The organism is Flavobacterium psychrotolerans, assembly GCF_003097635.1.
Taxonomy (GTDB): domain Bacteria; phylum Bacteroidota; class Bacteroidia; order Flavobacteriales; family Flavobacteriaceae; genus Flavobacterium; species Flavobacterium psychrotolerans.
Window position 1 is genome coordinate 38,950 of record NZ_QCZI01000003.1, and the last position, 22,738, is coordinate 61,687.

18 protein-coding genes and 1 riboswitch are annotated in these 22,738 nt (G+C 36.3%); all 18 genes read right to left on the reverse strand.

Annotated elements, in window-relative coordinates; genetic code table 11:
- Positions 1 to 40 precede the first annotated feature (40 nt).
- The gene (gene metH, locus DB895_RS03170; RefSeq protein WP_116723910.1) at positions 41 to 2,722 is read right to left on the reverse strand and encodes a methionine synthase; all 2,682 of its coding nucleotides are present in this window, start codon (positions 2,720 to 2,722) and stop codon (positions 41 to 43) included.
- A 69-nt stretch (positions 2,723 to 2,791) separates the two neighbouring features.
- Positions 2,792 to 3,616, reverse strand: coding sequence for a BRO-N domain-containing protein (locus DB895_RS03175; RefSeq protein ID WP_116723911.1), 825 nt, complete (start codon positions 3,614 to 3,616; stop codon positions 2,792 to 2,794).
- A 325-nt stretch (positions 3,617 to 3,941) separates the two neighbouring features.
- Complete coding sequence (locus DB895_RS03180; RefSeq protein WP_116723912.1) at positions 3,942 to 4,454, reverse strand: hypothetical protein; 513 nt, start codon at positions 4,452 to 4,454, stop codon at positions 3,942 to 3,944.
- A 42-nt stretch (positions 4,455 to 4,496) separates the two neighbouring features.
- Positions 4,497 to 5,498: a homocysteine S-methyltransferase family protein gene (locus tag DB895_RS03185; RefSeq protein ID WP_116723913.1), complete on the reverse strand. Its 1,002-nt coding sequence runs from the start codon at positions 5,496 to 5,498 to the stop codon at positions 4,497 to 4,499.
- 276 nt (positions 5,499 to 5,774) lie between these two features.
- On the reverse strand, positions 5,775 to 6,827 hold the full coding sequence (locus DB895_RS03190; RefSeq protein ID WP_116723914.1) for an NAD(P)/FAD-dependent oxidoreductase: 1,053 nt from the start codon (positions 6,825 to 6,827) through the stop codon (positions 5,775 to 5,777).
- A gap of 103 nt (positions 6,828 to 6,930) precedes the next feature.
- Entirely contained in the window at positions 6,931 to 7,512 is a 582-nt protein-coding gene (locus DB895_RS03195; RefSeq protein ID WP_116723915.1) for a precorrin-2 dehydrogenase/sirohydrochlorin ferrochelatase family protein, read from the reverse strand.
- Positions 7,512 to 9,602, reverse strand: coding sequence for a HEPN domain-containing protein (locus DB895_RS03200; protein ID WP_116723916.1), 2,091 nt, complete (start codon positions 9,600 to 9,602; stop codon positions 7,512 to 7,514). Before DB895_RS03200 ends, DB895_RS03195 begins: the two co-directional genes overlap by 1 nt.
- Positions 9,603 to 9,690: 88 nt before the next feature.
- On the reverse strand, positions 9,691 to 10,935 hold the full coding sequence (locus DB895_RS03205) for a sulfate adenylyltransferase subunit 1 (RefSeq protein WP_116723917.1): 1,245 nt from the start codon (positions 10,933 to 10,935) through the stop codon (positions 9,691 to 9,693).
- Between the two features lie 82 nt (positions 10,936 to 11,017).
- The gene (locus DB895_RS03210) at positions 11,018 to 11,758 is read right to left on the reverse strand and encodes a DUF2490 domain-containing protein (protein ID WP_116723918.1); all 741 of its coding nucleotides are present in this window, start codon (positions 11,756 to 11,758) and stop codon (positions 11,018 to 11,020) included.
- Between the two features lie 4 nt (positions 11,759 to 11,762).
- Entirely contained in the window at positions 11,763 to 12,662 is a 900-nt protein-coding gene (cysD, locus tag DB895_RS03215; RefSeq protein WP_116723919.1) for a sulfate adenylyltransferase subunit CysD, read from the reverse strand.
- A 93-nt stretch (positions 12,663 to 12,755) separates the two neighbouring features.
- The gene (locus tag DB895_RS03220; protein WP_116723920.1) at positions 12,756 to 13,481 is read right to left on the reverse strand and encodes a phosphoadenylyl-sulfate reductase; all 726 of its coding nucleotides are present in this window, start codon (positions 13,479 to 13,481) and stop codon (positions 12,756 to 12,758) included.
- On the reverse strand, positions 13,481 to 14,383 hold the full coding sequence (locus DB895_RS03225; RefSeq protein WP_116723921.1) for a sulfite exporter TauE/SafE family protein: 903 nt from the start codon (positions 14,381 to 14,383) through the stop codon (positions 13,481 to 13,483). The genes DB895_RS03220 and DB895_RS03225 overlap by 1 nt, the downstream gene beginning before the upstream one ends.
- Before the next feature lie 109 nt (positions 14,384 to 14,492).
- On the reverse strand, positions 14,493 to 14,909 hold the full coding sequence (locus DB895_RS03230; RefSeq protein ID WP_116723922.1) for an RrF2 family transcriptional regulator: 417 nt from the start codon (positions 14,907 to 14,909) through the stop codon (positions 14,493 to 14,495).
- A 172-nt stretch (positions 14,910 to 15,081) separates the two neighbouring features.
- Positions 15,082 to 16,254: a trans-sulfuration enzyme family protein gene (locus tag DB895_RS03235; RefSeq protein ID WP_116723923.1), complete on the reverse strand. Its 1,173-nt coding sequence runs from the start codon at positions 16,252 to 16,254 to the stop codon at positions 15,082 to 15,084.
- 37 nt (positions 16,255 to 16,291) lie between these two features.
- Positions 16,292 to 16,723 carry an OsmC family protein gene (locus tag DB895_RS03240; protein WP_116723924.1) on the reverse strand — a complete coding sequence of 144 codons (432 nt, stop codon included), beginning with the start codon at positions 16,721 to 16,723 and terminating at the stop codon, positions 16,292 to 16,294.
- Positions 16,724 to 16,841: 118 nt separating this feature from the next.
- Positions 16,842 to 20,231, reverse strand: coding sequence for a bifunctional aspartate kinase/homoserine dehydrogenase I (gene thrA, locus DB895_RS03245; protein ID WP_116724081.1), 3,390 nt, complete (start codon positions 20,229 to 20,231; stop codon positions 16,842 to 16,844).
- An 80-nt stretch (positions 20,232 to 20,311) separates the two neighbouring features.
- A riboswitch (SAM riboswitch) is annotated at positions 20,312 to 20,419 on the reverse strand.
- Positions 20,420 to 20,589: 170 nt separating this feature from the next.
- On the reverse strand, positions 20,590 to 20,799 hold the full coding sequence (locus DB895_RS03250; RefSeq protein WP_116723925.1) for a hypothetical protein: 210 nt from the start codon (positions 20,797 to 20,799) through the stop codon (positions 20,590 to 20,592).
- Positions 20,800 to 20,875: 76 nt separating this feature from the next.
- Positions 20,876 to 22,156 (reverse strand): O-acetylhomoserine aminocarboxypropyltransferase/cysteine synthase family protein, encoded by a 1,281-nt coding sequence (locus tag DB895_RS03255; RefSeq protein WP_116723926.1) that lies wholly within the window; start codon positions 22,154 to 22,156, stop codon positions 20,876 to 20,878.
- Between the last annotated feature and the right edge of the window lie 582 nt (positions 22,157 to 22,738).

Genomic DNA, 22,738 nt, shown 5'->3' on the forward strand with positions numbered 1-22,738 from the left:
CCTTTATTGACTTTATGACTTTCGACTTTATGACTGTTTTTTAATCTGCGATATTAGGATTCAACCATTTCATGGCTACTTCGGTTGGAATACTTCTTCGTTTGGCGTAATCAATGACTTGGTCTTCTTTTATTTTTCCGAGCCCAAAATACTTGCTTTCCGGATTTCCAAAATAATATCCCGATACCGAAGAAGCCGGCCACATCGCCATACTTTCGGTCAAAGTTACCCCAATTTCTTGTTCTACATTTAATAATTTCCAAATTGTTGGTTTTTCTAAATGGTCTGGACAAGCCGGATAACCTGGAGCTGGACGAATTCCTTTGTACGTTTCTTCGATTAGAGCTTCAGTGCTTAAAACCTCATCGGCTGCATATCCCCAAATTTTCTTCCGGATTTTTTCGTGCAAATATTCTGCAAAAGCCTCCGCAAAACGATCCGCTAATGCTTTCACCATAATCGAATTATAATCGTCTAAGTCTTTTTCGAATTCAGCAGCCCATTCATCCACGCCAAAACCGGTGGTTACACAAAATGCTCCCATATAATCTGTTTTTCCACTGTCTTTTGGCGCAATAAAATCCGCTAAAGCGATGTTTGGCGCCCCTTTTGTTTTTTGCGATTGCTGACGCAAAGTTAAGAATTTCTCCAACACTTTTCCGCTGGCATCACGCAATTCGATATCATCATCATTGATTTGATTGGCTGGAAAAATCCCGTAAATCCCTTTAGCGGTAAGTTTTTTTTCTTTCAAAATTATTTCCAACATTTCCTGCGCATCCGCAAAAACGGAAGTCGCTTGCTCGCCCACAACTGCATCGGTCAAAATTACTGGATATTTTCCGAACAATTCCCACGTTCTGAAAAATGGTGTCCAATCGATATACGGAACCAAAACATCCAAATCTACTTCGATAGTCTGTTCTCCAATTACATTTGGTTTTACAGGAGTAAAATTCTCCCAATCCAATTGTAATTTATTTTTTCGAGCTTGCTCAATGGTCAAGAAATTTTTATCACGGGAGCGATTCAAAAACGTTTCACGGAATGCGTCATATTCCTCGCGAATCGTACTCGCGTATAATTTTTTATCACTGTTCAACAAACTTCCCGCGACCGTAACCGCCCTCGAAGCATCATTTACATGAATCACAGTTTCTCTATATTGAGGCGCAATTTTCACGGCAGTATGGGCACGAGAAGTCGTTGCGCCACCAATCATCACAGGGATTTTCATTCCTCTTTTATCCAGTTCCTTGGCGAGATAAACCATTTCGTCCAGTGATGGCGTAATCAATCCGCTTAGCCCTATAATATCTACGTTGTGCTCAATGGCTGCGGCAATAATTTTTTCAGGAGGCACCATTACACCCAAATCTACAATCTCATAATTATTACACGCAAGTACCACGCTTACAATATTTTTACCAATATCGTGCACATCTCCTTTTACGGTTGCCATCAAAATTTTTCCATTCCCTTGTTTGTCTCCAGCTTGTTTACTTGCTTCGATAAACGGTAATAAATAGGCCACCGCTTTTTTCATTACACGAGCCGATTTTACCACCTGTGGCAAAAACATTTTACCCGAACCAAATAAATCTCCAACAACGTTCATCCCTGTCATCAGGTTAATTTCGATAACTTCGATTGGTTTTGTAGCTGCTAATCGGGCTTCTTCGACATCAATTTCTATAAAGGCATCGACTCCTTTTACAAGTGAGTGCGTAATCCGTTCTTGAACTGTTCCCGAACGCCATTCTTGTACTGCTTTTTCGTTGCTCTTTACATCGCCTTTTACATTCTCGGCAAAATCCAACAGCCTTTCGGTGGCATCATCGCGTCTATTTAGAATTACATCTTCAACATGTTCTAATAAATCTTTAGGGATTTCGTCGTAAATCGAAAGCATTTCCGGATTCACAATTCCCATCGTCATTCCGTGTTGAATGGCGTGGTACAAGAAAACCGAGTGCATCGCTTCACGAACGGTATCATTCCCTCTAAAAGAAAACGAAACGTTACTCACCCCACCGCTTATGTGTGCGTGTGGCAAATTTTCCCGAACCCATTTTGTCCCTCTAAAGAAATCCAAAGCGTTTAGGCGGTGTTCCTCCATTCCTGTGGCAACAGGAAATATATTCAAATCAAAAATAATATCCTGTGGCGCAAAACCAACTTTGTTGACCAAAATATCATACGAACGTTGGCAAATTTCTACTCTACGTTCGTAATTATCGGCCTGACCTACCTCATCAAAAGCCATAACAATTACAGCTGCTCCATATCGTTTGATGAGTTTGGCATATTTAATAAAGTTTTCTTCGCCTTCTTTTAATGAAATGGAATTTACGACACTCTTTCCCTGCACCACTTTCAATCCTGCCTCAATAATATCCCATTTTGAGCTGTCAATCATGATTGGAACTCTGGAAATATCGGGTTCGGCTGCAATCAAATTCAGGAATTTTGTCATGGCATATTCACCGTCCAACATTCCTTCATCCATATTAATATCGATGATTTGTGCGCCGCCTTCTACTTGCTCTTTGGCAATGCTTAATGCTTCTTCGTATTTTTCTTCCTTGATTAATCGAAGGAATTTTCTGGAACCCGTTACATTCGTTCGTTCCCCAATGTTTACAAATACGCTGTTTGGCGTAATGATTAAGGGTTCTAATCCCGATAATACAAGGTTTCTTCTCGTTTCTTCTTGTGACATTTTTGTTTTGAGTTACTAAGTCCCTAACTAGCTTAGATCCTGAATTCTATTTTTTATTCTTCAAAAGTTTTATTCCAAAAGTTTTTTTGCACTTATGGAACTGACTATTTTTTTACCCGTTTTTTCTTCAATTTCTTTACGGGTGTTTCCTGCAATAGTTCCACCTTGTTTCGCAATGGTTTTGTTTTGCTGGAATGTTTTCGGCTTTTTTTCTTTACTTATTTCGGTTGTCGTAGCCTCGGCTAACATATTCAAAACCAATTCTAAATTGGACATATTATCCCGAAGATTTTCTTTTTTTAAATCCTTCAAATTTTTATATTCCTTAACTGAAAGTCCGCTCCAAGCCTTCGTTATTTCATCTGTAAGAATTGCATATTCTTGTCCTTTCTTCACTCCTCGTATTTCCCATTCGTCCGTAAGGTCTTTACGAACTTCTATGCTTTTCAGTCGTTGGTTCACCCATTCTTTGGAGTATCCTTTTTTGAGATAGGTTTCCATCAATCGGTCAATTCCTTTTTCGGGATCGGCTATTTCGTCTAGTCTTTCGCTTCCTACTTTAGCCAACCAAAGTTTAAATGGCTCCGCATTTGGCGATGGTACTGATTGGATTAATCTAAAAAGTTGCTCGGTATCAGCGACATCGGTCAATCTCATTTTGCCGTCTTCGGCAACAAGTTTCAACCGGTTACAATTTGTAACCGTTTCATTTCCCTCTTTTAGAAGTCGGCTTTTAAGTACTTTCCAATAGTTTCTTGCTCCTTGATGGTCTATTTGATTTGACAATATAGCGATAACATCCACAATAGAAAAATACCATTGCTCCTCGTCATCATTCCATACAGAACGCACTTGCTTTTGCTCGAATAGTTTTAATGCGGATTCTTTGGTCATCGTTGTTGCTTTATTATTTCAAACCGTGACAATTCTTCACGGTTTTATTTTTATCAAATTTCAGTTGACTACAATTTGTAACCAACTGAATTTGTTGCCAAAATCCTCAAACAGTTTGAGCATTTTATATTTTTTTTTACGCTGTGCGAAGTCTCCCGACTTCGTACCCAATCCTATATGCCATTCCAACTTTAACAATTTATTCTATGACATCTGTTTGTTACTCATTGGAATAGCTACGAAGTCGGGAGACTTCGCAGAGCATCCGTATTTTAAAGAACTTTCATTTTTTTTAAGAACACTTTGAAGAGCTGGGGGTACTATTTTATTTTGCTTCTAAAATTATCTTTATTTTAGAGACAATTCTTTCTTCAAATTGTTTTTTTAATTTTCGGTTTTCCCAAAACCAATAGTCTTCATTAATAGTTTTCCAACCAAAACCATTCATTCCGTCTTCCCAATTTTTTAAATTCAAATTGTCATTAACCTCTACAAAAGCTAATGTTGTACCATTTTTTTTGTTAGATCTTGTCCAAGTACGTAGTACTTTATTCTCTTTTTTAAAATAGAAATATACGATGTATTTATAAGCGTCATTTCGTCCTCCTTCAATGTTAATGACGTCTTTTAAATAAGCTGGTGGTATTAAATCCGGCTGTTGCTTTTTTAACGCATTAATTGCTTTAATTACCTCTTCTTCTGATACATTTAGCTCATAAGTTTCTGCAAATGGGTCAGTACCACCATTAAAAAAAATACGTCCAAATTTATAAATTGCAAATAAGACTAAAAGAATAAGTCCTATTCGGTAAAGAGTTGAAAGTCGTTTAGTTTGCATAATTTCATTTGTCTCAGACGCGATAAATCACGTCTCTACGTTTTACATCGTTGCTGTTGACACACGTGGTTTATAATCCTTTGCAATATCAGCAATCAGCTTGATATGTCCTGGGGTTGTTCCGCAACAACCGCCTATGATATTAATTAAATTATCGTCTAAATATTCTTTGATGAATGCCTGCATTTGCTCTGGTGTTTCATCGTATTCCCCAAAGGCATTTGGTAATCCTGCATTAGGATGTGCCGAAACATTGAATGAAGTATTTTGTGATAAGGTTTGTAAATAAGGCTTCAACAAATCCGCCCCCAAAGCACAATTGAATCCTACACTCAACAACGGAATGTGCGAAACGGAAACCAAAAACGCTTCCACGGTTTGTCCCGAAAGTGTTCTTCCTGAGGCATCGGTGATCGTTCCGGAAACCATGATTGGAATATCTATTTTGCGTTCGTCTTTGACTTCTTCGATGGCAAAAAGTGCCGCCTTTGCGTTTAGCGTATCAAAGATTGTTTCTACCAAAAGCAAATCTACACCACCATCTAGCAAGGCTTCGACCTGTTGTTTGTAGGCAATGCGTAAATCATCAAAAGTTACGGCTCTGTAACCCGGATCATTTACATCTGGCGACATACTCGCCGTACGGTTTGTTGGGCCTATTGAACCCGCAACAAAACGAGGTTTGTCTGGATTTCGTGCGGTGAATTCATCGGCTACTTCACGGGCTATTTTAGCCGATTGGTAGTTCAATTCATAAACGATATCTTCGAGATGGTAATCCGCCATTCCTATGGTGGTACCCGAGAACGTATTGGTTTCTACAATATCGGCTCCCGCTTCAAAATACAAAGCATGAACTGCTTTTATCGCTTGTGGCTGGGTTATGGACAACAAATCATTATTCCCTTTTAAGGAATGGGGGAAATCTTTGAAACGTTCCCCCCTGAAATCTTCTTCGGAAAAATTGTAACGCTGTAACATGGTTCCCATTGCTCCGTCGAGTACGAGAATTCGGTTTTTTATGGCTTCTTGAATTTTTGACATATCTTATTTTTGCCGCTAAGACGCTAAGGCGCAAAGCTTTTGTTTATTTATTTGTTTTTTCCAAAAAAACACCATTCTTGGCTCTTTAGCCCTGATGGGAGCGGCATCCCACGCTTTTTTGCGTGGATATAGCGGACAGCAGGAACCCAAATTGGCTGAAAATACCTGATATTTCGCTCCTTATTATTTCACTATTTTGGAACTGCAAAGTAAAGCAATAGCCTTACCACTTGCAAGTAGTAAGGCTATTTTGGTATTGATTGTAAATTAGGTATTTTACGTTATTGCTTTTACCACGGCTTTTGGAGCCTCTTTTCGAGTTCCGTCAAAACCGTCGATACCAGAAACTGTAGTGTATTTTAGTACATATTTTTTACCCGGATTGATGATTTGGTAGGCTGCCTGACACATTAAAGTCGCTTCATGAAATCCACAAAGAATCAATTTTAATTTTCCAGGGTAGGTATTTACGTCACCTATGGCAAAAATTCCCGGAATGTTGGTTTGATAATCCAAGGCATTGTTGACTTTTATAGCATTTTTTTCGATATCCAATCCCCAATGGGCGATAGGACCTAATTTTGGAGTCAATCCAAAAAGCGGAATGAAGTAATCTGTAGGAATTGTTCTGTGCGCACCGTCTTCTTCAATATCAATCGATTCCAGATGTTCCGCTCCGTTTAATCCTATAACTTCAGCAGGCGTAATCATTTTTATTTTTCCGGAATTTTTCAATTCCTGTACTTTTTCTACGGAATCCAAGGCGCCTCTAAATTCATTTCTTCTATGAATCAAAGTCACTTCTGAAGCTACATTGGAAAGGAAAATACTCCAATCTAAAGCAGAATCTCCACCTCCTGCAATTACGACTCTTTTGTTCCTGAATTTTTCAGGGTTTTTGATGAAGTATTTTATTCCTTTATTTTCATAAAATTCGATGTCTTCAATAAGTGGTTTACGAGGTTCAAAACTTCCCAATCCACCTGCAATGGCCACAACCGAGGCATGGAATTTTGTCCCTTCGTTAGACACTACAATAAAACTCCCGTCTTCTTGTTTTTCTATGGTTTCGGCACGTTCGCCAAGGGTAAATCCAGGTTCGAATTGCTTGATTTGTTCCATTAAATTATCGACCAAATCCCCCGCCAATACTTCTGGAAATCCCGGAATATCATAGATTGGTTTTTTAGGATACAATTCGGATAGTTGTCCGCCTGCCTGTGGCAATGCGTCCAAAATATGGCATTTTAATTTTAATAATCCCGCCTCAAAAACGGCAAATAAACCAGTTGGCCCGGCTCCTATTATAAGTATGTCTGTTTTAATCATTTTTCTATTCTTTACTAAATTTATGCTTGAAAATATTGTTGTAAATTAACGATTGCTTTTTATTACTTTAAATGATAATTATCATTCGTTTATTGTGGCTGATCTATTCTTTATTTTTTAACGCTTCGGTGATTTCGTTCATTTTTTGGACTTTTTCCTCAAAATTCCCTTTCAGCGTTTTGCGATATTCGTTCAGGTTTTCGACCATTTTATTGATATCCTCCGGAATAACTTCTTCAAAAAACTCCCGTAATCTTTTGGCTGTCGTAGGCGATTTGCCGTTTGTTGAAATGGCTATTTTGACGTTTCCTTTGGTTACAATTCCACCCAAATAATAATCACATAAATCAGGCGTATCTGCAATGTTACAAATCAGATATCTTTTTCGGGACAAATCGAACACTCGTTTATTGACTTTCAAATCATCTGTACACGCTATCACCATGTGGCGTTTGCGAAGCATCTTTTTCTTGAACTTTTTTTGAATCAAGGTAACGGAAGGATGTTCTTGTACCAAAGTTTCTAATTCTGGTAAAAAATTTGGCGCCACCACCTCGACATTAGCATTTGGGCTCGATTTTAATAGGAAAGATAATTTTTCCAACGCCACATTTCCTCCACCTACAATCAACACATTCAGGTTTTGTAGTTTTAGAAAAACTGGATATAATTCGTTACGTTCCACTATACTTTTGCTAAATCTTTTGCTCTGTATTTTTCTATATTTTGAAAGAAGGCGATTCCTTCTTGAATATATTTTTGTGCAAACGCTTCAGAAGGTTCATTCGCTTTGATTTGATATACTAAATCTTTGAACGTTGAATCCAACTCGATTTTATCGCTTTCGATGAAAACGGTGTCAAACAAATCGATAATTCCTGCATGGTGATTTGTTTTTTGGTTTTCAGCAAGCAATAATGCTTTAGCACCGTTTACAAATCCGGCATACGTCAAATAAATAGCATCTGACCATTTTCCTTCTTCAAAAGCTTCTTGCGCAAAAGTCAATTTATCTTTAGCCTCAAATATCAAAGTGGCCACTAAATCAATAACTACTCCTGCACATTCTCCTACTCCAACTGCTTTTACGTAGTTATCGGCATTTCCCCAATCTACAAAATCAGCTTCGGTAAGATTAGTCAAATCAGCTAATGGTTTCAAAAATTCATAGAAATATTTCTCTCCTTTGGCATCGTAATAATCCAAGAATGATTGTCCTTTTCCATTGGCATCAAAATCATTTAAGATATAACGCAATGCATCTGGTCCTCTTCTACTTGGAATTTTGATTACTTTGTCAGAAAAACGTCCTACTCCATTTCCTAAATTTCCTCCACCTAATAATACCTGAAGTGCTGGAGCAACTAGTTTTCCTGAATTGATAGACATTCCCTGGAAACCAATTTCGGACATATTGTGTTGTCCGCAGGCATTCATACAACCGCTAATTTTTATAGCGATTTCTTGATTGTTGCTGTATTGTGGGTATTCTGTTTTTAATACTCTTTCTAATTCATCTGCAATACCAGTACTACTTGCGATACCTAAATTACAGGTATCCGTTCCCGGACAAGCCGTGATATCTCCGATAGTATCATATCCTAAAGCAACAAAATCTAATTTGGCTAATTCTTGGTAAAAAAACGCTAGATTTTCTTCTTTAATATTACGTAAAACGATGTTTTGTCTTAATGAAAAACGCAATTCATTAGCGCCATAATTTTTAATCAAATCGGCTAATAATTTTGCTTTGTCTGTATAAAAATCTCCTAAAAGTACTTTAATGCCAATAGCTACATATCCTGCTTGTTTTTGTGCAATCACATTCGATTTTTTCCAAGCTTCAAAAGCATCTACATCGTCAATTGTTACTGATGGCACAGCTAACAAAGGTTCAGCAATTGGTCCTTCAAAAGCGGTAGTATCTATTTCGTATGTATGAAACGGCAAAGCTTTTTTCTCTTCGTCAACCAAACGCAAAAACTCGTCACGCCCTAGGTCTTTGATTAAAAACTTCATACGTGCTTTCAAACGTTTTGCTCTTTCTCCGTGACGGTCAAAAACTCTAATTATACCTTCGGCAGTTGGGATAATTTGGTTAACCGGTACAAATTCTGAAAGCAATTCAGCGTGACTTGGTTGAGAGCCTAAACCACCAGCAAACATTATTTTGAAACCTTTTTCGCCATTTACAATTTTTGGAATAAATCCTAAATCGTGTAAATAACTCAACGCAGTATCTTTATCAGAAGAGGAGAATGAAATTTTGAACTTACGTCCCATTTCCTGACAAATTGGGTTACGCAATAAATATTCAAATAAACCGTGTGCATAAGGCGATACATCAAAAGGCTCATCAACATCTACACCAGCTAATTCACTTCCTGTGATATTACGCACTGTGTTTCCACAGGCTTCTCTCAAAGTGATATCATCTTTGGCCAACTCAGACCAAAGCTCAGGAGTTCTATCTAAACTCACATAGTGAATTTGAATATCCTGACGGGTAGTAATGTGTAAACGTCCCGTAGAATATTTATCAGATACTTCAGTAATTCTCTTTAATTGCTCGCTAGTCACTTTTCCGTATGGTAATTTAATACGAATCATTTGCACGCCTTCTTGACGCTGACCGTAAATACCACGTGCCAAACGAAGACTACGAAAACGCTCATCGTCAATTTGTCCACTTCGGAAAGAATGAATTTTTTTCTCTAAATCGATAATCTCTTTTTGAACAATCGGGTCTTCTATTTCGGTTCTAAAACTTTGCATCTTTTTTAGCTTTTTAGCTATTGGCTTTGGGCTTTTAGCTGTTAATCTATATCTTTTTAACTTATTTATTTTCTAGCAAAAGCTAAAATTATTTTATAAAACCAACTCCTGCTGTTGTGTTGGTTGCAGCATCTATTAAGATGAAAGCTCCGTTGGATTTATTATCCGTGTAAGCATCAAAATAAATGGCTTTGCTCAATTTAATAGTTACTTCTCCAATTTCATTTATAGCTAATTGAGTCGCTGACGTTGTTCCTGAATAATCGGTTGCGATTACGTTTTTTACACTGTCAATTTTGGCCAAAACTCTATTGGTGTTGTGCTGTACAAAATATTTTGCACCTGCCACTAATTTTTTACTGTCCATCCAACAAACGGTTGTCGTAATGTCTTTTTCAATTTTAGGAAGCTCGCTAGATTTTACAATCATATCGCCTCTTGTCACATTAATATCATTTTCTAATTCAATCGTGATTGAGGAACCTGCCGTAGCTTCGTCAAATTGCTTATCAAAAAAGTGAATATTAGTCACTTTCGATTCTGTCAAGGAAGGAAGTACGGTTACAGCATCTCCCACTTTGATATTGTTTCCATATAATTTTCCGGCATATCCTCTAAAATCGTGATACTCCTCGGTTTTTGGTCGGATTACAGTTTGAACCGGGAAACGAGCTTGCCCATTATCGTAAACATCTTTTGATTCCAACCCTTCCAAATGTTGCAGGATAGTTTGCCCAGTATACCAAGGCATTTTTCCTAATGTTTCCACCACATTATCTCCTGTTAAAGCACTCAACGGAATATAACTTACGTTTTGTTCTTTGTAGGCACTTTTTGCATTCAATGCTTGAAAATCAGCTTTGATTTTGTTGTACACTTCTTCCGAATAGTTCACTAAATCCATTTTGTTTACCGCAACAATCACATCTTTTACTCTCAATAAATTATTGATAAAAAAGTGACGGTACGTTTGCTCAATAACTCCTTTACGGGCATCAATCAAAATGATGGATACTTGTGAAGTCGAAGCTCCGGTAACCATGTTACGCGTATATTCTACGTGACCCGGAGTATCGGCAATAATGTAACTTTTCTTTGCAGTCGAAAAATAAATATGAGCCACATCAATCGTTATTCCTTGTTCTCTCTCGGCAACCAAACCATCAGTAGCCAAAGAAAAATCTAAATAATCGTATCCTTTTTGCTTGCTGCTTTTTTCTATTGCTTCTAATTTATCGGTAGTCAACGATTGTGTATCGTACAATAATCTTCCGATTAAAGTACTTTTTCCGTCATCTACACTTCCTGCTGTCGCTATTTTTAAAACTTCCATTTATTTGATTGTTTGTTGTTGATTTTCAAACTCTAAAATCAACTTTATTTATTTTTATTTTCTAAAACCTAAAAATTAACTCCTAACTGTGTAATTTTATTTTATGATAAAAAGTTATTCTAAATATGTCTCTATTATAATAATCTACTCCACTTACTCTTTGTTGGTAACTATTTAAGTAACCCGCCTCTATTGCGAAAATTTTATTAATACAATATTGCAAAGCCACATAAATTCTGTTTTGATCAAACTTGTTTTTAATTACTTCGCTTCCGGCATTAAACATTATTTCGTCTGCAAGTACTGCTTTTAGAGATTGTTTTACATTTTTCCACAAAACATAATCTCCTTGTATCCTATAACGAAATCGCAATGCAAATGTGGTTCCGCCTTTCAGCCCCTGACTATCAAAATTTCGAAAAAATCGTTCTTCTGTTTGACATCTGTGATTCAGATTTATTTTCCCTAAACTCCGTTTCAATGTTATGTCTTGAAGCGCCCTATATTCGGGTTTATTAAATCCTGAATCGACATCAGGATTTTGAGTTGCCACCGAAAAATAAGCAAAACCAGAACCTAACTCTACGGAATCAGTAATTTTATATTTTCCCTGAACTCTCGCAACAAACAAATTTTGCGCAATCGGCTCTATAAAAATCCTGTTATCAAACTCCGAATGAATAGACCATTTTTTATCTAATTCTAATAGATTGTAATATCGTGTCCAAACCAAGCTTTGATGATCTACATTCTTCTCAGCTTGAGCAAATAAAATAAAATTACTTAAAATAAGGAAAAAGAACAGCAAAATGTTTTTTATCATTATTCTAAAAATACCCTTGTTGTTTTCTTTTTTCCATAGCAGCCTCAGAACGTTTGTCATCGATTCTGGCTCCCCTTTCAGAAATGGTAGAAGAACGAATTTCCCCAACTACTTCCGCAATTGTTGCCGCATACGAATCTACCGCAGCTGTACAGCTCATATCTCCAACTGTTCTAAAACGAACAATTCTTTCTTCAATTTCTTCGTCTTCTTCTTGGTAAACAAAAGGAGAATGTGACCAAATCATTCCGTCTCTTATGAATACTTTACGTTTGTGCGAAAAGTAAATGGAGGGAATTTCGATTTGCTCTTGTTCAATATAACTCCAAACATCTAATTCTGTCCAGTTCGAAATTGGAAAAACACGTACGTTTTGACCATTTTCAATTTTTCCATTCAAAAGATCAAACAACTCAGGACGTTGGTTTTTTTCATCCCATTGACCAAAATCATCACGAACAGAGAAAATACGTTCTTTTGCTCTTGCTTTTTCCTCGTCTCTGCGAGCACCCCCAATACAAGCATCAAATTTAAATTCTTCGATAGCATCCAAAAGTGTTGTTGTTTGTAAACTGTTTCTACTTGAATATTTACCCGTTTCTTCTACTACTTTACCTTCGTCAATAGCATCTTGTACATTACGAACAATTAATTCCAATCCTAATTCAGCCACCAATCTATCTCTAAATTCAATAGTTTCAGGAAAGTTATGTCCTGTATCTACATGCAACAATGGAAAAGGAATTTTGGCAGGGAAAAATGCTTTCTGTGCTAATCTAACCAATGTGATTGAATCTTTACCGCCTGAAAAAAGCAAAACGGGTTTATCAAATTGAGAAATTACTTCCCTGAATATGTAAATTGCTTCGCTTTCTAAAGCATTTGTTTTTAATATTGTGCTCATATTGTTTATGTTTTCCCCTCCCCGACCCTCCCCAAAGGGGAGGAAGACTGGACGGAGTTTCTTTCGTTTATTTCTATTTTTAATTCTATTTCCCTACTTAGTTCCCCCTTCGGGGGCTAGGGGGCTGTGCAAACCACATTCTTTATGACTGGATTCCCAAGACCATCTTCCCGCTCTGATGTCTTCGCCTTCGGCTATAGCTCTTGTACAAGGAGCGCAACCAATGCTTACAAACCCTTTTTTGTGTAAAGCGTTTTGTGGAACATTATTATCATCAATATATTTTTGTACTTCGGTCAAAGTCCATTTCAATAATGGATTAAATTTGATAATATTAAAATGAGCATCATATTCAAAAACAGCCAAATCATTTCTGTTTTCTGATTGTTCTGCACGTAAACCGGTAATCCAAATTTCATTTCCTTTTAATGCTTTAGTCAAAGGCGCTACTTTTCGAATAAAACAACATTCTTTTCTATTCTCAACTGATTCGTAGAAACTGTTTGGGCCTTTTTTATTTAATAACTCTTCCACAGACCTAGCTTCCGGAAAATAGGTTTTAATGTCTATTTTATATTTTTTCAATGTCTTATGAAAAACATCATACGTTTCTTGAAATAATCTTCCAGTATCCAAAGTAAAAATGGTAATTGGCAAATCATTTTTGGCAATTAAAGCCGTAATCACCTGATCTTCCTGTCCAAAAGAAGTCGAAAAAACCACTTTATCCTTGTATTCATTAGCTAAAAAAGCCAAAGTCTCTTCAATCGAAAAGGTAGCTGTTTTTTCTAATAAAGTATTTACTATTTCTGCGCTCATTATAATAATTTAGATAATGTTCTTAAACTCAAAATAATAATTAATATCCCAACTGCTATCATCATCGGTTTTCTTTTGATTTTATTGACAAAATAAGCTCCTAGTGGGGCCGCAATTACTCCTCCCAAAATCAAACCGATAATTACTTGCCAGCCATGTATTCCCCCAAAAAGCATGAATGTAATTCCACTTGCAAAAGAAACGGCAAATTCTGCGGCATTTACGGATCCAATAGTGTAACGAGGATTTCTGCCGCGTCCCAATAATGTGGATGTTACAATTGGCCCCCAACCGCCACCGCCAACAGCATCCATAAATCCACCGAATGAAGCCAAAAGATCTAATCTTTTTGTTTTCTTTTTTACGATGTTCTTCACCAATGCTTTCTTGATAATAATACAAGCCAATACCATCATGTAAACTGCTATAAAAGGCTTAATCACATCTCCATCAATCACATCCGAAAGTAAATATGCCCCTGTAATTGAGCCCAAAACTCCTGGAATCAAAAGGTGTTTTACCAGTTTTTTATTGATATTCCCAAACCGATGATGTGAAATTGCCGATGCGCCCGTAGTAAACATTTCAGCAACATGAACCCCTGTACTACTAATAACTGGGGGCACTCCGTATGCCAATAAAAAAGAAGTCGATGTTGCACCATACCCCATACCTAAAGTTCCATCTACCAATTGAGCAAAAATCCCAATACAGAAAAAGATTAAAAATTCCCGATTGAATCCTGAAATAAACCCAACCCAAGTAAATTCAGCATAGTGATTGTATGCTAGAATTGAGATTAGGCCAACTAACAAAACAACAGGAATTATTACCCATAAACGTTCCTTAAAAGTAACCCTCTGTTTTATTGTATCACCATTTATTACTACTTCTTTATTCATTTTTTCTAATGCTTTTTTTATTTGTTTTAAAATCTATTACCCTATCGGCATAGTGGATTAAAGTGCAAAAATAATACTTTTTTATAAATTACAAAACTTATTTTTGAATTTATTGATTAAATGAGATGTCAGCAAGGGAATTGTTTTCTAGGATCATCAAAGTGTTGTCGCGAACTTCAGTCATCAATTTATGGACTGAACAATTTACCTCATCAACACAATCCTCACATTTTTCATAAAAGTTATGACTTACGCATGGCAAAAGCGCAATGGGACCTTCCAGAATTCGGTACACATTAGCCATATTAATGTCTTTAGGGTCCTTTATCAAATAATACCCTCCCCCTTTTCCTTTTTTGGCACCCAAAAAACCCGAATGGCGCAGGAGCAACAAAATACTTTCTAAAAACTTAATCGAAATGTTTTCACTTTTTGCAATTTCAGCAATAGCAACGGGCGTTAGATCTTCTTGGCGCGCCAAAAAGGTCAGTGCTTTGATTCCGTATTTTGTTTTCTTTGAGAGCATGACTTGATTTAATATTATATAATGACGATTAAAGTTTTTTGATGTAAAAATCAAAACACCTTGCTTTACAACAAAAATATAGTTTTTGATTTAAAAATAACAAATGAAGATTAACGATTATTGAGGCATTTTAATTCTGCCCTCAAAAATAAATAATCTAAATCAAAAATCTTTAAGAAAGTGCCTGCTCCAAATCTGCAATTAAATCTTTCACGGTTTCCAAACCTACAGAAACTCGCACCAACCCTTCAGTGATTCCAACAGATAATTTTTCTTCAACAGACAATTTACTGTGTGTTGTTGATGCTGGATGCGTAACAATAGTTCTGGTATCACCAATGTTTGCCGATAGCGTACAGAGTTTTATTCTATTCAAAAATTGTCGTCCTGCTTCGATTCCGCCTTTGATTTCAAATGCAATAATGTTGCCTCCCAAAAGCATTTGTTTTTTAGCAATTTCATACTTCGGATGCGATTTTAAAAACGGATATTTCACGCTGTTAACATTCGGATGATTTTCTAAAAATTCGGCAACTTTTAAGGCATTTTCGCAGTGTCTTTCGACACGAACGGCTAATGTTTCTAAACTTTTAGACAATACCCAAGCATTAAAAGGTGACAATGCCGGTCCTGTATTTCTGGAGAACAAGTAAATTTGACGAATCAAATCTTCGCTTCCTACGGTAACTCCGCCTAAAACTCGTCCTTGTCCGTCAATTAATTTTGTAGCAGAATGGATAACCAAATGCGCTCCCCATTTTATAGGTTGTTGAATATATGGTGTTGCAAAACAGTTGTCGATTATTAAAATCAAATTGTGCTTTTTGGCAATAGCACCAAGCAATTCCAAATCAATCACATCAACACCAGGATTCGTTGGAGATTCCGCATAGAGAATTTTAGTATTAGGCTTGATAAAACTCTCGATGGTTTCTGGTTTATTGATGTCAAAATACGAAGTTTCAATCTTCCATTTTGGGAAATACGTCATAAACAAGGCATGAGTCGAACCAAATACACTTCCCGCAGAAACAATATGATCCCCTGAACTCAACAAAGCAGCAAAAGTAGAATAGATTGCCGCCATTCCCGTTGCAAAAGCATAACCAGCTTCTGCTCCTTCCATTATGCAGATTTTATCAACAAATTCTGTCGTATTAGGGTTGCTGAAACGACTGTAAATATTGCGTTCTTTTTCTTCCGTAAAAGAAGCACGCATATCTTCGGCATCTTCAAATACAAAACTGGAGGATAAATATAAAGGCACAGAATGCTCTTGATATTGCGATCTTTCTAATTGGGTGCGTATGGCTTGGGTTTCAAAACCAAATTCTTGTTCGTTCATTGTAATTGTTTAAAAAAATTAAAGTTGATGGAATTGACTATTTACCTATTTCTTCTCCATTTAAAACCACTTTATAATGTATCGTTGCCGTTGGCTCTACTGTTTTGGCAACTGAGCAATATTTTTCAAAAGAAAGTTGGGCCGCTTTTGTGGCTTTGTCTTCTTTAATTGTACCTTCAAGGTAAAAAACCACATAAATATCTTTGAATGGTTTTGCATCACCAACTTGCATGCGTTCGCCTTCAACATTAGCTTTGAATGAGGTAATTTCTTGACGTTGTTTTTTTAAAATTGAAATCATGTCAATTCCGCTGCAACCTGCAACTCCCATCAATACTAATTCCATTGGGCTTGGCCCCATATCATTCCCTCCAAAATCAGGTCTAGCATCTACATTTACTATGTGTCCACGTTCGTTTTTTAATTCGAAGTGGAAGTTTTCGTTTACTCTATTTAGTGTTATTTTCATTTTATCCCCTCCCAAACCCTCCCCGAAGGGGAGGGAAATAAGACCGGAGGTTGTCTTTTTAAGTTAATATATTTATTTTCAACCCATTTATCCCCCATCCGTGGCGGGGTTAGGGGATTTACCCTTTCTCCGACAATCTTAAAATATCTCCAAAAACGCCTCTTGCCGTAACGGCTGATCCCGCTCCTGCTCCTTGAATAACTATGGGTCTGTCTCCATAGGATTCTGTATAAATCTCAAAGAAAGAGTCCGAACCTTTTAATCCTCCCAAAGCCGTATCTTGAGGTACAGAAACCAATTTTACATCCAAAACTCCCTTTTCCCGTTGCAAATCTCCTGATAATTCTCCAATATAGCGCAAAACGTGGTTTGGTTTTTGATTTTCTTTTATGGTAGCGTATATCGAATCTAACTCGGTTAATTGGTTTAAAAATTCGATTTTATCACCTTCTCTTAAATGCTCTGGGATCAAGTTTTGGATATTAATTTCTTCGAATTCGTTTTGCAAATCCAGTTCCCTGGCTAAAATCAATAGTTTTCTACCCACATCATTTCCACATAAATCCTCACGCGGATCGGGCTCAGTAAAACCTTTATCAATTGCTTCTTGCAATACTTCACTAAAAGGACGGTCTTCCGCAGAAAAAATATTGAACAAATAACTTAAAGTTCCTGAAAAAACGCCTTTGATTTTAGTGATGTTTTCTCCAGAATGATGTAGTAATTTGATGGTGTCAATAAGCGGTAATCCTGCACCAACGTTGGTTTCATACAAATAATTTTTTTGATTGTCTGTCAACACTTCCCTTAACTTTTTATAAAACGTATAACTTAACGTGTTCGCTACTTTATTAGAAGAAATCAAGTCAAAACTATTTTCGATCAATGCAATATAATTTTCAACAAACGATGCGCTTGCTGTATTATCAATAGCAATGAGGTTTTCCAAATGATGCTCAACTGCGTAAGCAATAACATCGTCTATGGTATATAAAACGCCATTATTTACAACCTCATTTTTCCAATTTGGAGTTACACCATTTTTGTCTAACAGCACTTTTTTAGAATTGGCAATAGCAAAAATATTTAGTTTAATGTCTTTGCGTTTTTCAATATTTTCAGCCGAAGCCAATATTTGATTAATCAACGTTCCTCCAACCAAACCATGCCCAAAAATGGCAATATTTATTTTTTTGGAGACCCCAAAAATTTCACCATGAATCACATTCAACGCTTTGTGAAGTTGTGATTTGTTGACCACCAAACTCACGTTTTTACCCGTTACCGTATTATTGAATAAAATGGGCACAATTTTATTTTTTATCAATGCCGTGTAAGGCTTATGAAAAGTACTCAAATCTTGTCCAATGATGGAAATAACGGAAACATTATCGGTCACCGATATTTTATTGACGTCTTTAGAATAAAAATCATTTTCGAATTCTTTCTCCAATTCAATCATGGCCTTCGTCGCCTTATCGGCAGCAACAACCAATCCAATTCCCCGTTCTGATGAACCTTGTGAAATGATACTTACACTAATATCATTATCGCCCATCACTCTAAAAATTCGGGCATCAACTCCCGTTTTTCCTAACAAACCTCTACCTTCAAGATTCACTAACGCTACATTTTCAAGAACAGAAAGGGTTTTAATTCCTTCCTTATTTGATTTTGAAGTAATTAACGTCCCTTGATTCTCATAATTAAACGTGTTTAAAATGCGTAACGGGATGTTTTTTTCCAATAGAGGAACGATCGTTTTAGCATGAAGAATTGTTGCCCCAAAATTGGCCAATTCATTGGCTTCGTTAAATGACAAATAATCAATTTTTTTTGCATCAGGAACCAACTCCGGATTGGCAGTATAGATTCCGTCAACGTGCGTGTAATTTTGAAGCTCTTCCGCATCGATGTAATTGGCAATCAAAGAAGCAGTATAATTGCTACCGTTTCTACCTAAAGTGGTGGTTTCATTATTGTTATTGGATCCTATAAAACCGGTGATTACGTTTACACTATCGTTATTCTTTTTAAAGTATTGAATTATATTTTTCTTTGAAACTTGTTCCAAGGGTTGTGCATCGCCAAATTTCGAATCGGTTTTTATCAATTCACGAGAATCTGCAAATTGAGCCTTTATTCCTTTTTTGTTTAAAAGGGAAGTGATTGTTTTGGCCGAAATCACCTCCCCTTGAGACAGCACTTGATCTTTTATTTTTTCGCTATAATCGCCAATCAAACTTACACCTTCAAAAAGTTTGTCTAAAGTTGCAAATTCTTCTGACAAATCAACATCCGTAAAATCGTTTAGCTGGTAGCTTTTGAAGCTTTCCAACAGCGGCTTGTAATTTCCGTTTTTTACAGCAATTGTCAAAATATCCCCTAATTCATCTGTTGCATTTCCTCTTGCCGAAACAACTATAGCGATGTTTTCGCCTTTGCTTTTTTTATCGGTAATAATATCCAATACTTTATTTATCCCTTCTCCGTTGGCTAATGATTTCCCGCCAAATTTTAATATTTTCATTTTATCTTTTTTATTTTTAAAAACAACATCCAGTAAATTGCTTAATTGATCGTATTCCATTAAAAATGCATCGTGACCGTGTTGCGAATCAATTTCGCTATAAAACACATTGTTTTTAAATTTTTTTATTTCTTGGTATGTTTCCCGATTTTCATTTGCTGTAAAAAACAAGTCTGAATTGATTCCAATAATATAGATATTAGCATCCATTTCAGAAATTATTTTTTCAAAAGAAGTTCTGTTTCTGGTAATATCGATGGTTTTCAGCAACTGATTCATCATTTTATATGCCGAAAGTTGAAAACGCTTTTGCAATTTCTCTCCGTGATGATTCAACCAACTTTCTACTTGAAATGATTCTAAAGAATCAGTTGAAGTTCGTTGAAATTTTTCTTTGAAAGATTCTGGGGTACGATAACACATCATTGCGTGAATACGAGCATCTTCAATAGGGTGTGAAGAATTATTCAGTATTTTTTCTTGCAAATAACAATTGGCGATCAACCAATCGGTCGATTTCCAATCAGAAGCGATGGGAATCAAATTACGAGTTAATTTGGGCTCTAGAGCTACCATTTCCCAAGCAACCCCTCCACCAACAGAACCTCCAATAATGGCAAATAATTGTTTAATTTTAAGGTATTTAATCCCTTCAATGAAAAGTCTGGCAATGTCTCTGGTGTTAAAGTCTAAATAATTCTCTATAATAAAATTATCGTAACCATTTCCCGGAACATTGAAAGCTAGTATTGTATAAATATTGGTATCTATTGTTTTGTTTTTACCAATTAAATCGTTCCACCAACCGTTTGTCCCAATAACTTGGGAATTTCCAGTCAGTGCGTGATTAACCAAAACAATAGGGCCGGTATTGAGGGCTGAACCAAAAACTTGGAAACTCAAATTTAGGGTTGCGTAAAATGCACCACTTTCGGTAGTAAAATTTTGTATGGTAATAGATGTTGGTTTATTTTCCAATTTCAAATCTTTTTTGATTTTTTGATTTGCGTCTGGAAATATTAAAAAGAAAAAGTTAGGGAAAACTAGAAGGATTCTTATGGTTATCTTTCCACGTTGGTCGTGGTAGAATGCAGCACCTTCTTCGATTTACCGAAGGGTTGCTAAGGCTTCATCGGGTCTAATCCCTCGTCCTTTCTTTATAACATTTCAATACGTGTCTGAACTTAAAGGCACAAATTAACTACTAATTTCTTAAACAACCAAATTTTGCATTGATTGGTTTTTGATTTTAAATCAAAATAAACAACAGTTTAGAGCCGATGAACCGACTCCAACTGTTGCCTACTTTAATTCCAATGCGTTCACACTTACTTTTTTAAATGAAAAGAAATTCATTTTCTTCAGAATACATGTGAAACAACAAAGAATTTGATGCAGGATTAGGAACTGAAGGTTGATGTAAATTGATTCCAAATCTGGTATGTGTTATTTCATAGTTGTCCTGATTTGGAACATTCCCATTTGTTCTTCTATTCAAACTTTTAAGAAACTGAATTATTTTTGATATGTATTTTAGTATTTTCATAATGTTTTATTTTAGTTGTTCATTTTATTTTAAAACATATTGAATTCAGTTTCCCTAAGTTCAAACATGTTACTTTTTATACTTTTAAATTTTCGAAAACGGACTGCAAATCGGCTTTCAAATCTTCGATGTCTTCTAATCCGACTGACAGTCTGATTAAATCTTTGGTTACTCCTGTAGCGACCTGTTCCGCATCTGACAACTGCTGGTGCGTGGTACTCGCCGGATGAATAATCAATGATTTTGTATCGCCGATATTGGCTAAAAGCGAAAATAATTTCGTTTCATCAGCTACTTTTTTTGCGGCTTCAAAACCTCCTTTTAGACCGAAAGTTAGCAACCCGTTTTGTCCTTTTGGCAAATATTGCTGACCCAAATCATAATACTTACTAGACTTTAATCCGGGATAATTTACCCAAGCTACTTGATCCTGACTTTCTAACCATTGAGCCAAAGCCAATCCGTTTTCGCTATGTTTCTGGATACGAATCGGTAAGGTTTCGAGTCCCTGAATAATTTGAAAAGCATTAAACGGGCTCAAAGCCGCTCCAAAATCCCGTAAACCTTCGATACGAACTTTGGCTATAAAGGCGGCGTTTCCTAGCGCATCGTGATAAACCAATCCGTGATATGCTGCTGATGGTTCCGTAAATTCAGGAAATCTTCCGCTACTCCAATCGAATGTTCCAGCATCAATAATGGCTCCGCCAAGTGAAGTTCCGTTTCCTGCAATGTATTTGGTCAGGGAATGAATCACAATATTTGCTCCATGTTCAATTGGATTAAGCAAATAAGGCGACGGAACGGTATTATCAACAATAAATGGAACTTTAAATGCTTTGGCTTCCGCCGAAATGGCTTTCAAATCCAACACATCTAATTTTGGGTTTCCTAAACTTTCTATAAAAAACACTTTGGTATTTTCTTGGGCCGCTTTGGTAAAATTGGCTGCATCCGATGGATCCACAAACGTGGTGGTAATTCCTAACCTTGGCAAAGTAACACTCAACAAATTATACGTTCCACCATACAAACTATTGGAAGCCACAATGTGATCGCCCGTCTTGAGCAACACCAACAGTGAAGTGGCGATGGCTGCAGTTCCCGAGGCTGTAACTACAGCTGCTATTCCACCTTCGAGAGCCGCCAATCGTTGTTCCAGAATATCATTTGTTGGATTATTTAATCTTGTATATATAAATCCCGCTTCGGCAAGGCCAAATAAATTAGCCGCATGATTCGAATTATTGAACACATAAGAACTGGTTTGATAAATGGGTACTGCTCTGGTTCCCGCCGTTTTAGTAACATCATGTCCTGCGTGTAATGCGTTTGTTGCAAATTTTTGAGTGCTCATAATTTTAATTTTTAGATTTGATTTTAGATTTTAAAACTGAATTCGTTTCAGCTTCATTTTAATTTGATTTTAGATTTTGAAATATCCCGACATTCGATTTACAAAAACAAAAAACCCTTTTAGAAGCGTATCCAAAAGGGTTTTTTAAGTTGTTTTATAACTTATACTTTCGGAATCAACAGACACAAACGCACATCATGGCTTTTGCACAAATCATCGATTTGACATTGCATGTGTTCATTTGTTTTTGTTTTAAGTTATTCATAGTTTATATTATTTTGTAATTGATATAATTCAAAAAAAAAGCCTCCCGTTTTGTGGGAGGCTTTTGCTATATCATTTTGATTTAAAATTTAAGCAATAAACGACCCACAGGATTTTTCCTGCATGGCTTTAGAAATATTGCAAACATTTAATTTCATTTTTTTCTGTTTCTTGGTACAAATTTGCAAACTATTATTTAGATAACCAAATAGTTTTAAAAAAAATTAACAGCGATGTAACAGTTATCTGAAAATAAGTAATTTATTAATGCCACCACTACTTTAATTTTTAACACCAAAAAAAGTAAAGAAAAATTTG